Below are 12707 nucleotides of genomic sequence, written 5' to 3' on the forward strand. Positions count from 1 at the left end.
CACTTAACAAATAGCCGCAATTTTTGGTCAGGTCAATGCACAAATTGCACACAACTGTCATATTCATGCGCTATCTTATCGGATTGCGCGCAAGCTAATCGCGCCGGAAAATCCCCATCTGGCTGATCGCCAATAAAAAATCCCGAAGTCTGAAAACTCAGAATTCGGGATTTTGCGTCTTTATCTTAAATTAAATTAAGCTTAAAAAATGTTCATCTTAGCTGGCTAGCAATCTGGCTTGCTTCTTGCTGCCAACCTGCGGCCAGCGTTCGCACCAGCGCGTCGTAACCATCTTCATTTTGCTTAAGGGTCAGGTTGAAGCTGCGCTGAATGGTCTGCCCATCGCGGGTTAACACCCAGCTGCCGCTAATCAGCGCAGAGCCGTCATAGCGGCCGTGGAAGCCGGTCACATTGACGTTCAACACATCCTGCTCGGCGTTGTTAGCAGGCTGCGCGGACACCACGCGGCCCGGCAGATCACGCCCGAGATAAGTCACCAGCGACTGTTGAAGCTGCTGGTCGAGCGGGCTGGCCCACAGGTTATTTTGCGTCAGAACGTACTGCACGTCATTGGTCTGGAATACCAGACCGTTGCCCGCCAGATAATCCGCCACGCTGACATGCTCCACCCATAATTGCCGTGGCTGCCTTGTGGGATCATACTGCCGCTGCTGGTGGCTACCGGCGTGCTGCCCAGAATAGGCAGTTGGTAATAAGTTTTCTGATCGCTACTGCTACAGGCAGTCAGCAACAATGCTAAGACGACAGGTATCCATTTCATCATTATTTGGCCTTCTTCGGCTGAGGATCATCTTGCCCAGGGGCGGCGAAAATCAGTGCATTACTCTTACCATTTAAGGTCTTCAGCACCGGCTGCAATTCTCGCAGGGTTTTATCCAGACTCTGCATATCTCCCACCAGATTGCTGTAAGCCGGAGAACCAGGCTGGAATCCCTTCAGGCTGCGATTAAGCTGGATGAGCGTCTGCTGCATATCCTGTGGCAGATTTTTCATCTCTTTGCTGCCCACAATGGCATTAAGCGAATCGAGGGTTTTCTGCGTGGCTTTCATCGTCTTCTGGCTTTCCGCCAGCGTGGTGGTCGCCTCGCGCAGCATAGGTTCGATCGGCAAGTTGTTGATCTTGTCGAGCGTGGTCATCAGCTTCTGCTGAATTTGCGCGAAACCGGCGCTGACGGTCGGCAACAGTTTCTGCCCGTCAATCTGGTATGGCCCTTTCCACGGCTTCTCATTGGGATAGAAGTCGAGATCGACATACATCGAGCCAGTCAGCAAGTTAGCAGACTTCATCGAGCCACGCAGACCCCGAGCAATGCCGTCGCGGATATGGTCAGTGATGTTGAAATCATTACCAATCAGCTGAGCAAAACGGTCTGGCTCAATGCGAATCAGCACCGGAATACGGTAATCATTATCCATCTGCTGTTTCAGCACGTTCATTGGATAAGGCACCTGTGCCACGGTCCCCAGACGAATGCCACGGAACTCAACTGGCGCACCCGGTTGCAGGCCGCGAATAGAATCGGAGAAGAACATCACGTAATCGATATGCTTGGTATACAGCGACTCTTGAATACTGCGCTGGTCGTCAAAGAGCTGATAGTTATCGCCATTTTTGGCCGCCGAGCCTTGCTCCCAGCCGTTCGGCACGTCAAAGCTCACGCCGCCGCTGAACAGGGTGGTGAGTGAACCCATCTCAACGCGCATACCCTGTGCCGACATGTCGAAGTTAACGCCGCTGTCTTTCCAGAAGCGCACGTTATCCGTCACCAGCCCATCATAAGGCGCACGGATAAATAGCTGATATTTGATATTGCGGGCTTTCGGGTCGAAGTGGCTGGTTTCCACAGTACCCACTTGGAAGCCGCGGAACAGCACCGGATCGCCCGGACTGAGCTGGCCGGAGCGCTCGCTTTCCAGAATAACGCGGATGCCTTGGGCGTCCGGCGAGGCCAGAGGCGGCGAGTCATTCAGGGCATATTGCGCCTTCTCCTCCCCTTTATTGCCCGGCTGGAGCTGGATGTAAGCACCAGAGAGCAAAGTACCCAGCCCCGAGATACCCTCACGGCCCACCTGAGGTTTCACCACCCAGAAAATAGAGTCGTCGCGCAGCATCTTCTCCATGCCGGAGTTCAGGCGCGCCTTGATGATGACCTGCTGCAAGTTTTCACTCAGGGTGACGCTTTCGACTTTGCCGACATCAACGTTGCGGCTTTTAATGGTCGTTTTACCCCCTTCAATGCCTTCAGCGGAGCTGGTGATCAGCGTCACTTCTGGCCCCTGATGGCTGTAGTGGTAAAACAGGATCCAGGCACCAATTAATGCCGTGACGATCGGAATGATCCAGACTGGTGACCAGCGTTTGATCTTTTCGACCTTCGCAGTGCCGTTGTGATTCTCATTGATATTATTTTCCGCCATCTTGTTGCTCCTTCAAAGACTGAACTCCGGCCCGATCCCAAATTAATCTTGGGTCGAAAGTCATCGCGGCGAACATAGTAAGAATAACGACCCCAGCAAATAGCAGTGCGCCAATGTCCGGATAAATACTCATAAGCTGCCCCATTCTGACCAGTGCAGAGAGCACGGCTATGACGAACACGTCAATCATTGACCAGCGCCCAACAAACTCCACCACTTCATAAATCACGTGCAACCTTTCCCTGTCGATTTGTTTATTACTGTTGGCATCCCAGCACAACCAGCCAATCGCCAGCATTTTCAGCGACGGCACCATAATACTGGCGATGAAAATCACCATCGCCACCGGATAAGAGCCTTCACTCCACAGCAGCACCACGCCGGCCATAATGGTCGAAGTGATTTTGGTGCCGAGGGCCTGAGTTATCATGATTGGCAATAAATTGGCCGGAATATAGAGCAGCAGCGAGGTGACCAGTAGCGCCATGGTCCACTGTAGGCTGTTTTTGCGGCGCGCGTGGCCCTTAGTTTCACAGCGGCTACACACCGACTGATCGACGGGCAAAATCGCCATGCAGCAGTGGCAAGAACGCAGCCCCTGACTCAAACCACTTTCGCCAATTTTCAGCGGCTGTGTCAGGCGCGGCGCGGGTTCGACCTGCTGCCACAGCCAATAACGGTCGGTGCATTGGAAAGCGCGCAGTTGCAGAAGACAGAAAAGCACATAAGGCAGGAAGCTGGTGCCAACGCCGACGTCGCCATAGGCCATCAGCTTAACGAAACTGACGAGCACCCCGGCAAGGAAGATCTCCACCATACACCAAGTTTTGAGGCGGAAAAGTGTGCGCGCAATGCTGACTTTCCACTGGGTGGAGAGCCGCGTCTTGAGGCAGAGAATAATGATGGACAGCATGCAAATCGCCGGCAGCAGCTGGACGACTATCATGAACAGCGACGCCATACTGGCATAGTTATCAGACACTAATACCCGTGGGATCTGCACCAGCGTGACTTCGCTGCTCAGTCCGGCGACATTCATATTAACAAAGGGGAACAGGTTGGCGAGCAGCAGCATAAACAGCGCGCTGATGGCGAAGCCGATAGGACGTTTACGAGGTTCTTTCCAGCGGGAGGTCAGCGTGGTGTGGCAACGCGGACACTTCGCCTTCTGCCCGATGGCGATAACCGGGATCTCCACCAACAAGTCGCATTGTGGACACAAAATGTGCGGGTCATGGACATGAGAACACACAGTTAACTCCTCAAGTGCGCTAAGGGCAAAAACTGTGCAGACGACGCGCTCCCTGCTCGTCTGCACAGCTGAGGGCAAACTTAGCCGTTTTTCTGCGCTTCCAGCGCTTCCCAACGTTCAAAAGCCTGCTCTAATTCCTGTTCTGCCGCAGCCAGTGCGTTCAGCACCTGCTGCGTTTCGTCATGCGGACGAGTGAAGAAGTTGGCATCACTCATCTGCTCTTGTAAACCAGCAATGCGAACTTCAAAGTCGCTGATTTGTTGCGGCAAAAGTTCTAGCTCGCGCTGCTGATTATAGCTGAGCTTATTCGCCGTGCGTTTAGCAGGTTCTGTCTTCGGCTGCGGTGCAGCTTTCGTTTCAGTGGCTGCAACCTGACGAATAGGCTTCTGGTTGCGGCGCTGATGCTGTGCGTCATGGTAGCCGCCAACATAGCTGTTGATCACGCCGTCGCCTTCATAAATCCAGCATTCAGTGGCTGAGTTATCAACAAATTCACGGTCGTGGCTTACCAGCATCACGGTGCCCTGATAGTTGTCGATCATCTCTTCCAGTAGCTCGAGGGTTTCCACATCCAGGTCGTTGGTCGGTTCATCGAGAATCAACAGGTTGCTTGGACGCAGGAACAGTTTCGCCAACAGTAGGCGGTTACGCTCACCACCGGACAGGGCTTTGACTGGCGTCATCGCGCGTTTCGGGTGGAACAGGAAGTCCTGCAAATAACCCAACACGTGACGAGAACGGCCATTGACCATTACCTCTTGCTTACCTTCAGCAAGGTTGTCCATCACGGTGCGCTCTGGATCTAACTCGGCGCGGTGCTGGTCGAAGTAAGCCACTTCCAGCTTGGTGCCGCAGTGAACGCGGCCGCTGTCGGCCTGCAGCTGGCTCAACATCAGTTTCAGCAAGGTGGTTTTACCACAGCCGTTCGGGCCAACCAGCGCGATTTTGTCGCCACGCTGCACCTGCGCGGAGAAATGGCTGACCAGCTGTTTGCCGGAGATGGCGTAGCTGACATCTTCCATTTCGAAGACGATTTTGCCGGAGCGAGCCGCCTCTTCCACCTGCATTTTCGCCGTGCCCATCACTTCGCGGCGCTCGGAGCGCTCGCGACGCAAGGCTTTCAGTGCGCGAACGCGGCCTTCGTTACGGGTGCGGCGCGCCTTGATACCTTGGCGGATCCACACTTCTTCCTGCGCCAGTTTTTTGTCGAACTCGGCGTTTTGCAGCTCTTCCACGCGCAGCGCTTCTTCTTTCGCCAGCAGATAAGCTTCGTAATTGCCCGGGTAAGAAACCAGCTTGCCACGGTCCAAATCGACAATACGGGTAGCCATATTGCGGATAAATGAACGGTCGTGGGAGATGAAGATAATGCTGCCCTGGAACTCCTTCAGGAAATCTTCCAGCCAGCCAATACTTTCAATATCCAAGTGGTTGGTCGGTTCGTCGAGCAGTAAAACCTGCGGAGAACTCACCAGCGCGCGGCCCAAAGCGGCTTTACGCAGCCAGCCGCCGGAGAGCGATTTTAGCTCGGTGTCGGCGTCTAAACCCAGTTGCAACAGCACTTCGTTGATACGGCTATCGAGCTGCCACAGGCCCTGATGGTCAAGAATTTCCATCACCTGGGACAGTTTGTTCATGTTTTTCTCGCTCGGGTCGGACTCCACCAGATGAGAAATCGCGTGGTAGGCTTTCAGGTGTTCAGCCTGCTCGGAAACGCCTTCTGATACGAAGTCGAAAACCGTACCTTCCACGTTACGCGGCGGGTCCTGTTGCAGACGCGCCACGATCAAATCTTGCTCGTAAACAATGCGGCCGTCGTCCAGCGGCACTTCGCGGTTGATGATTTTCATCAGCGTCGATTTACCGGCACCGTTACGGCCTACCAGACACACGCGCTCGTTTGGCTCGATGTGTAATTCGGTGTTATCCAACAGCGGCGAGTCACTGAATGACAGCCAGGCACCTGACATACTAATTAACGACATAAACTTTATTTTTCCTCGCCGGCGTGGGACAGCAGCCAGCAGTTATGAATTTGACGATTACGGGCGAAATCCTGTGACAGGGTTTGGCTGGTGATCTCTTTTGCGCTCAGGCCAAGTTTGCTCAGCCCGTCGAGATCCATCTGGAAACCGCGCTTGTTGTTGGAGAACATGATGGTACCGTTGCGACGTAAAATACGCTTCAAATCTTTCATTAATGCCAGATGATCGCGTTGAACGTCGAAACTGTCGGCCATGCGTTTGGAGTTTGAGAAAGTCGGCGGATCAATGAAGATCACGTCGAACTGCTCATCACACATGCCCAAATAAGAGAGGCAGTCAGCCTGAATCAGGCGATGCTGGCGCCCGGTCAAGCCGTTCGCCCGCAGGTTCTTCTCTGCCCATTCGAGATAAGTACGCGACATATCTACCGTGGTGGTACTGCGCGCGCCGCCAAGACCCGCGTGCACGCTCGCCGTGCCGGTATAAGCAAACAGGTTTAGGAAGTCTTTACCGTTGCTCATTTCGCCCAGCATTTTACGCGCAATGCGGTGATCAAGGAACAGGCCGGTGTCCAGATAGTCGGTCAGGTTCACCCACAGCTTGGCGTTATACTCTTCCACCAGCAGGAATTCGCCTTTTTGTGCCAGTTTCTCATACTGATTTTTGCCCTTCTGGCGCTCGCGCGTTTTCAGGATCAGCTGACTGGAAGAGATATCCAGCACGGAGAGCGTGGCGTTAATCACGTCGAACAGACGCTGGCGGGCCTTTTGCGCATCCACGGTTTTCGGCGGCGCATACTCCTGCACCACGATTTTGCTGCCGTAGCGGTCAACCGCCACGTTGTAGTCTGGCAGGTCAGCGTCATACAGGCGGTAGCATTCGATACCCTGCTGCTTGGCCCACTTCTCCAGTTTTTTCACGTTTTTGCGCAGGCGGTTGGCGAAGTCTTCCGCAATTTGCGCGCCAGCAGCCCCGGCCGGATTATCAGCCAGCTGGTAGTTTTTCTGCACGCATTCCAACGGGCCGTTTTTCGCCTTAAATTGGCGATCGGCGCGCAGTTGCAGGCAGCTCAGAAGCTCCGGCGAGGCGCTGAACAGCGACAACTGCCAGCCGCCAAACTGCGTCTTCATGATGCGGCCCAGCAGGTTGTGCAAGGCAATCAGCGCGGGTTCGCTTTCCAGACGCTCGCCGTAAGGCGGGTTGCTGATAACCGTGCCGACCGGGCCTTCTGGCAGTGGGTTAGTCAACTTGCCCACTTCTTTGGCATCAAAGCTAATCAGCTCAGAAACCCCGGCACGACGGGCGTTGGCACGGGCCATTTCAATCACACGACGGTCAATATCAGAGCCGAAGAAGCGAGAAGTGGTTTCCTGCACCGCGCGGCGCGTACGCACCTGCGCCTCGGCGATCAGTTCACGCCACAGCTCGGCATCAAACTTGTTCCAGGCGGTAAAGCCCCAGTGTTGGCGATGCAGGCCCGGCGCGCGATCGGCGGCGATCATCGCCGCTTCAATCAGCAAAGTGCCTGAACCACACATTGGATCGACCATCGGCGTGCCGGCTTGCCAGCCAGAACGCATCACAATGGCCGCCGCCAGGCTCTCTTTCAGCGGAGCCTGTCCCGCCAGATCGCGGTAGCCGCGCTGGTGCAAGCCTTCGCCGCTCAAATCCAGAGCCACACTGGCGGTATCACGCTGCAAAAATACGTTAACGCGGATGTCTGGCTGCTGCTTCGCCACGTTTGGACGTTGGTCAATTTTGCGGGTGAAGCTGTCAACGATGGCGTCTTTCACTTTCAACGCGCCGTATTGGCTGTTACGGATCTCATCGTTCAGCCCGCTAAAATGCACTGCGAAGGTTTTATCGACGCCGAAAATTTCCGGCCAGTCGATTGCCATCACACCTAGATAAAGGTCTAAGTCACTGTGGACTTTAAATTCATTCAGAGGCAAAAGAATACGCGAAGCCAGACGGCTCCAAAGCAAACTTTGGTACAGCAGGCGATCGTCACCTTCAAAATGCACCCCTCCCTGCACAACTTTGCAGGCTTGCGCACCCAGCGTTTCCAGTTCGCTTTTTAAAAGTTCTTCCAGTCCACGCGCCGTGCTGGCAAACAAAGAGTTCATATCGACATATCACCAAAAAGAAAATAGTTGCGCATTATAGCTAATCCAGCCAGCTTGTCATAAAGTCTCTGGTCATCATAAAAAATATAACCGAAATCAAAGGAGGCACGATCCCGTGGCTACCCTTTCTCGCCTTTTTATACACCCTGTTAAATCAATGCGTGGGTTACAGCTGTCGCACGCGCAGGTGACGGCCAGTGGTCTGGCATTTGACCGGCTTTTCATGTTGACTGACCCACAAGGCACTTTTATTACTGCCCGACAATATCCTCAGCTGGTTCAGTTCACCCCTTCTTTATTACCCGACGGTCTGATGATCACCAGCCCGGATGGCGATACCCTCTGCGTACGTTTTCGTGATTTCAGCGGCCAGGGCCACCCCACCGAGGTGTGGGGCAACCATTTCACCGCCGTTATTGCCCCCGAAGCTGTCAATCAGTGGCTGAGCGGCTATTTAAAACGCGACGTGCAGCTGCGCTGGGTGGGCGAAGAACTGACCCGCCGGGTGAAAAAACACGCCGAAGTCCCCCTCTCCTTCGCCGACGGCTTCCCTTATCTATTAATGAATGAAGCCTCGATGCGCGATCTGCAAAATCGCTGTCCGAGCGGCGTCAAGCTAGAGCAGTTCCGCCCCAACTTAGTGGTCAGCGGCGCTGAGGCCTATGCCGAAGACACCTGGCAGACTATTCGCATAGGCGAAGTGATCTTTGACTTGGTGAAGCCATGCAGTCGCTGCGTTTTAACCACAGTGAGCACCGAGCGCGGGCGTAAGCATCCGCGCGGCGAGCCGCTGAAGACCTTGCAGGGCTATCGCACGGCAGAGAACGGCGACGTCGACTTCGGCCAAAACATGATCGCCCGTAACACCGGCATGATCCGCGTGGGCGACAGCATTCAGGTTCTGGCGACTAAGCCGCCGCGCCCCTATTCTGCGGGTGAAGTGATTGAAAGCGTGGCTGCGCCTAAGAATGAAAGTAAAACGTTGGAAATTAACTATCAGGGCACGACGTTTACTGGCAACAACCAGCAGATTTTGCTCGAGCAATTAGAGATGCAGGGGTTGCGCATTCCCTATTCATGCCGTGCGGGGATTTGTGGCGCTTGCAGATTGACGCTGGAGTCGGGCGAAGTGTCACCGTTGAAAGCCAGTGCGATTGGCAAAGATGGGACGGTATTGGCGTGCAGCTGTATTCCGAGTTCGGATGTGGTTTTGGGCTAACGTCGGCAATAACAAACAATCAGGCGGAAATCACACCGCCTGATCGTAAAGCTGGCGATTATCAGCGCGCACCGGCGCGGGCATCAGGCGGTCATGCATAATCTTAATCGCGTCGCCGAGCACCATGCCGCGCCCTGCCAAGGTTAAACGCTCTTGCGCCAACAGGCACAGGCTGGCGTTATCTCCAGACTCCACCACCAGCAGCGTTGCCTGCTCGCCGCTCTCCATCACCTGCACTTGCGCTATCTGGCCGTTATCGGGCTGGAAAGGACGGGACTGTTGGGTGAAGTGCCAGCTTTTCGGCATTAAAGGTTTGAGGAAGCGGAAGGCTACTAGTGCGTTTAACACTAATTCAGCGCGCTGCTCATTGGCTAATTTAATCGCCTTGCAGTGCTCTTCATAATCGAAATATAAGGCGGCATCATCGACACAAAATGAGGCGTCACCAAATGCATCTGGCGTTAACATTTTTGCCGGAAAGCGCGAACGGAAAATCATGCCATTAGCTAAATCCAACATGAGCCGGTCATGCTCAGCATCAAAATACCAACGCCAATTATCATCTGGTTTGATTTTCATTTCGTTATCCTGTTTGCTCCGAACCCACAATCCGATCACTCGCTATTAAGAAAGACAGTTAAGCAGATTAGGCTTTTTAGTAGAGAGGTTAAATCAGACAAATCTTGAGCTATCGCTGACCTTAATTCAGGCCAGTGGACAAAATATAGACGAGCCGGGTTAATAAATAAACCCCCGGCTGCCTGAGATATGAAAAAATATTAGATATGGGTAACAATATCTTTAATCAAACGTGGTCCGTGATAGATAAACCCGGAATATATTTGTATTAATGAAGCACCCGCCGCCATTTTTTCACGCGCTGAGGTTAAGGAGTCTATTCCACCCACGCCAATAATAGGCATCTGTCCTTTAAGTTCATTGGACAGCATACGGATGATTTCGGTGCTGCGGAACTGCACCGGGCGGCCACTTAATCCACCCGCCTGCTCGCAATAATTAAGCCCCTGGATCAATTTACGGTCGAGGGTGGTATTTGTGGCGATCACCCCATCCATATTATGGCGAACCAAACTGTCGGCTATTTGGATCAATTCTTCTTCTGAAAGATCCGGCGCGATCTTAACCGCCACGGGAACATATTTTTGATGGCGCTGCTGAAGTTCCAGCTGCTTATTTTTAATCGCTGCCAGTAAATCATCCAACGCTTCGCCATACTGAAGTGAACGCAATCCGGGGGTATTTGGCGAGGAAATATTGACCGCGATATAGCCCGCATATGGATACACCTTCTCCATACAGGTCAGATAATCGTCTTTACCATTTTCCACCGGCGTGTCTTTATTCTTGCCAATATTGATGCCGAGAATTCCACCAAAGTGTGAACGCTTTACATTATTGACCAGATTATCCACGCCCAGATTATTAAAGCCCATGCGGTTGATAAGCCCCTCGGCTTCAACGACGCGGAATAAGCGCGGCTTGTCATTACCTGCCTGCGCACGTGGCGTCACCGTCCCCACTTCGACAAAACCAAAGCCCATCGCGCCGAAGGCATCAATGCATTCGCCGTTTTTATCCAGCCCGGCGGCAAGGCCTAACGGGTTTTTAAATGAAAGCCCCATGCAGCTAACCGGTTTGGTTGGCACAGATTGGCGAATAAGGAATTCAAAAGGTGAACCTGAAAGGCGGCTCAGTTGGCGGAAAGTTAATTCATGCGCGTGCTCTGGGTCGAGCTTAAACAGTGCTTTCCTGACAAGTGGGTAATACATGCAGACTCCTGGGGTCCCGTGGCTAGACGGGGCGGTATTATCGACTAACATCCGAGCAAAGGGAAACGATTCACTACTAAAATTCCCTATCCGCGCAATCGATACCCTTTTATTTACCTCTTCGTTACCTTCACGTCACCTTTGCAGCATCTCTTAAACCGGTTTTTGGCTATATATAGTCAAAATTTAGATTTCCAGTCCCCCGCCCGCGCCTGTTAGCTTTAAACCACTAAGTTAAAGAAAATGATGAATCTATAATTTTTGGTTATAAGGAGTAGTGATGCGCGTTATATCCCTTGCAGGCAGCCCGAGACAACCTTCACGTTCATCGGCGTTACTGGCCCTGAGCCACCGCTGGTTGGCCTCTCGCGGCGTTGAAGTGATTTCCTACAGTTTGCAGGACTTCAATGCAGACGATCTGCTGTTCGCCAACTTCGGCAGCCCGCAGTTGAAAAAGCTCATCGCACAACTCGCCGACGCGGATGGCCTGATTGTCGCCACGCCGGTCTATAAAGCCTCTTTCTCCGGGGCCTTGAAAACCCTGCTGGACCTGCTGCCGGAGCGCGCGCTGGACCATAAAGTGGTGCTGCCTCTGGCCACGGCAGGCTCGATCGGCCACATGCTGGCGGTGGATTACGCCCTGAAACCGGTTTTGGCTTCGCTAAAAGCGCAGGAAGTGCTGCAAGGCGTGTTCGCCGACGACAGCCTGATCACTGACTACCAGACCTTCCCGGCTACGCTGCAACCCGCGCTGAATGAGCGCCTCGAAGAGTCGCTGGAAAACTTCTATCTGGCGCTCAGTCGCCGCCGCCCAATCCCGCACTCTGCCACTCAGACCTCTGCGGCGAGTATTGGCGTCTGACTGCACTAACAGGAGTTTGCTGATGCCATCCCCCTATTCTTTATTGCGACGCCTGCCGTTGATTGCCGGGCTAATGGCCGCCATGGCCTTCGGCGCGCAGGCCGCCAACTCGCCAGAGAAAGATCCGGCGACCTTCCGCATCGCCTACCAAAAAGGCTCTGTCGGGCTGGTTCTGGCGAAATCGCATCAGTTATTAGAGAAGCGTTTTCCGCATACCAAAATCAGCTGGATTGAATTCCCCGCAGGTCCGCAAATTCTGGAAGCACTGAACGTCGGCAGCATTGATTTGGGTGGAACCGGCGACCTGCCGCCGCTGTTTGCTCAAGCCGCCGGGGCCGATTTGCTGTATGTCGGGCAAGAGCCGCCAAAGCCGCAGGCTGAGGTGATTCTGGTCGACAGCAACAGCCCGATTAAAAGCGTTGCCGAGCTGAAAGGACGCAAAGTCGCCTTCCAAAAAGGTTCCAGCTCGCACAATCTGCTGCTGCGCGCGCTGCAACAGGCGGGGCTGAAGTTCACTGACATCAAACCGGTGTATCTCACGCCGGCCGATGCCCGCGCCGCCTTCCAGCAACACGACGTCGATGCCTGGGCGATTTGGGATCCGTACTACTCCGCGGCCAAGCTGCAAGGCAACGTTCGCGTGCTGATCGACGGCAGTACGCTCAACCAAACCGGCTCCTTCTATCTGGCACCGAAGCAATATACCGAGGCTAACCCGCAGTTTATTCATCAAGTGTTAGCCGTGTTAACGCAGGCCAACGCGCTGGTGAAAACCGACAGGGCGCAGAGCATTCAGCTGCTTTCCAAGGCCATGGGATTACCGGAAAACGTGATTGCCAGCTATCTGGATCACTTACCTGATTCCCCCATCACCCCGGTGGATGCGCGTACCGAGAAAGCCCAGCAAGCCACGGCTGACCTGTTCTATCAAAACAAGATTTTACCTAAGCACGTCGAGATCAAAGACCGAATCTGGCGCGACGCCGCCACTCACTAAATTAGCAGAATAAAACAGCCGCCCTCCCAAGCAAGGG

General features: G+C 53.8%; 9 protein-coding genes and 1 pseudogene. 3 read left to right on the forward strand and 7 right to left on the reverse strand.

Features of this window, described 5'->3' with window-relative positions; genetic code table 11:
- Nucleotides 1–212: 212 nt before the first annotated feature.
- From pqiC to rlmKL, 5 genes and pseudogenes are all read right to left on the reverse strand, one after another.
- Nucleotides 213–784: pseudogene (gene pqiC / locus ACT3RT_RS07110) on the reverse strand (membrane integrity-associated transporter subunit PqiC).
- The gene (gene pqiB, locus ACT3RT_RS07115; RefSeq protein ID WP_396132027.1) at nucleotides 784–2439 is read right to left on the reverse strand and encodes an intermembrane transport protein PqiB; all 1656 of its coding nucleotides are present in this window, start codon (nucleotides 2437–2439) and stop codon (nucleotides 784–786) included. Before pqiB ends, pqiC begins: the two are co-directional and overlap by 1 nt.
- Nucleotides 2426–3691 (reverse strand): membrane integrity-associated transporter subunit PqiA, encoded by a 1266-nt coding sequence (gene pqiA, locus ACT3RT_RS07120; protein WP_496202738.1) that lies wholly within the window; start codon nucleotides 3689–3691, stop codon nucleotides 2426–2428. Before pqiA ends, pqiB begins: the two co-directional genes overlap by 14 nt.
- 80 nt (nucleotides 3692–3771) lie before the next feature.
- A complete protein-coding gene (locus ACT3RT_RS07125) occupies nucleotides 3772–5676 on the reverse strand; it encodes an ABC transporter ATP-binding protein (protein WP_496202739.1) in 1905 nt (634 codons plus the stop codon).
- Between the two features lie 5 nt (nucleotides 5677–5681).
- Nucleotides 5682–7802 carry a bifunctional 23S rRNA (guanine(2069)-N(7))-methyltransferase RlmK/23S rRNA (guanine(2445)-N(2))-methyltransferase RlmL gene (gene rlmKL / locus ACT3RT_RS07130; protein ID WP_496202740.1) on the reverse strand — a complete coding sequence of 707 codons (2121 nt, stop codon included), beginning with the start codon at nucleotides 7800–7802 and terminating at the stop codon, nucleotides 5682–5684.
- Nucleotides 7803–7917: 115 nt separating this feature from the next.
- On the opposite strand from rlmKL, the gene ACT3RT_RS07135 reads away from it, so the two are divergent.
- The gene (locus ACT3RT_RS07135) at nucleotides 7918–9021 is read left to right on the forward strand and encodes a YcbX family protein (protein ID WP_485902645.1); all 1104 of its coding nucleotides are present in this window, start codon (nucleotides 7918–7920) and stop codon (nucleotides 9019–9021) included.
- Between the two features lie 30 nt (nucleotides 9022–9051).
- Here ACT3RT_RS07135 and ACT3RT_RS07140 read toward each other — a convergent pair whose 3' ends face one another.
- Both ACT3RT_RS07140 and pyrD read right to left on the reverse strand, forming a co-directional pair.
- Nucleotides 9052–9600, reverse strand: a complete 549-nt coding sequence (locus ACT3RT_RS07140) for a cell division protein ZapC (RefSeq protein ID WP_353501571.1) — start codon at nucleotides 9598–9600, stop codon at nucleotides 9052–9054.
- Between the two features lie 200 nt (nucleotides 9601–9800).
- Complete coding sequence (pyrD, locus tag ACT3RT_RS07145) at nucleotides 9801–10811, reverse strand: quinone-dependent dihydroorotate dehydrogenase (protein ID WP_034789270.1); 1011 nt, start codon at nucleotides 10809–10811, stop codon at nucleotides 9801–9803.
- 280 nt (nucleotides 10812–11091) lie between these two features.
- Here pyrD and ssuE point away from each other — a divergent pair, with 280 nt between their 5' ends.
- Both ssuE and ACT3RT_RS07155 read left to right on the forward strand, forming a co-directional pair.
- Nucleotides 11092–11673, forward strand: a complete 582-nt coding sequence (gene ssuE / locus ACT3RT_RS07150) for an NADPH-dependent FMN reductase (RefSeq protein WP_353501570.1) — start codon at nucleotides 11092–11094, stop codon at nucleotides 11671–11673.
- Between the two features lie 22 nt (nucleotides 11674–11695).
- Nucleotides 11696–12670, forward strand: a complete 975-nt coding sequence (locus tag ACT3RT_RS07155) for a sulfonate ABC transporter substrate-binding protein (protein WP_485902648.1) — start codon at nucleotides 11696–11698, stop codon at nucleotides 12668–12670.
- Nucleotides 12671–12707 lie beyond the last annotated feature (37 nt).

The sequence above is a fragment of the Ewingella sp. AOP9-I1-14 genome (assembly GCF_052375995.1).
GTDB lineage: Bacteria > Pseudomonadota > Gammaproteobacteria > Enterobacterales > Enterobacteriaceae > Ewingella > Ewingella allii.

Excerpts from the sequence above, each read along its gene's own strand:
- pqiB (WP_396132027.1), bottom strand. The coding sequence starts at position 2,439 with ATGGCGGAAAATAATATCAATGAGAATCACAACGGCACTGCGAAGGTC.
- ACT3RT_RS07125 (WP_496202739.1), bottom strand. The coding sequence starts at position 5,676 with ATGTCGTTAATTAGTATGTCAGGTGCCTGGCTGTCATTCAGTGACTCG.
- rlmKL (WP_496202740.1), bottom strand. The coding sequence starts at position 7,802 with ATGAACTCTTTGTTTGCCAGCACGGCGCGTGGACTGGAAGAACTTTTA.
- ACT3RT_RS07140 (WP_353501571.1), bottom strand. The coding sequence starts at position 9,600 with ATGAAAATCAAACCAGATGATAATTGGCGTTGGTATTTTGATGCTGAG.
- pyrD (WP_034789270.1), bottom strand. The coding sequence starts at position 10,811 with ATGTATTACCCACTTGTCAGGAAAGCACTGTTTAAGCTCGACCCAGAG.
- ssuE (WP_353501570.1), top strand. The coding sequence starts at position 11,092 with ATGCGCGTTATATCCCTTGCAGGCAGCCCGAGACAACCTTCACGTTCA.
- ACT3RT_RS07155 (WP_485902648.1), top strand. The coding sequence starts at position 11,696 with ATGCCATCCCCCTATTCTTTATTGCGACGCCTGCCGTTGATTGCCGGG.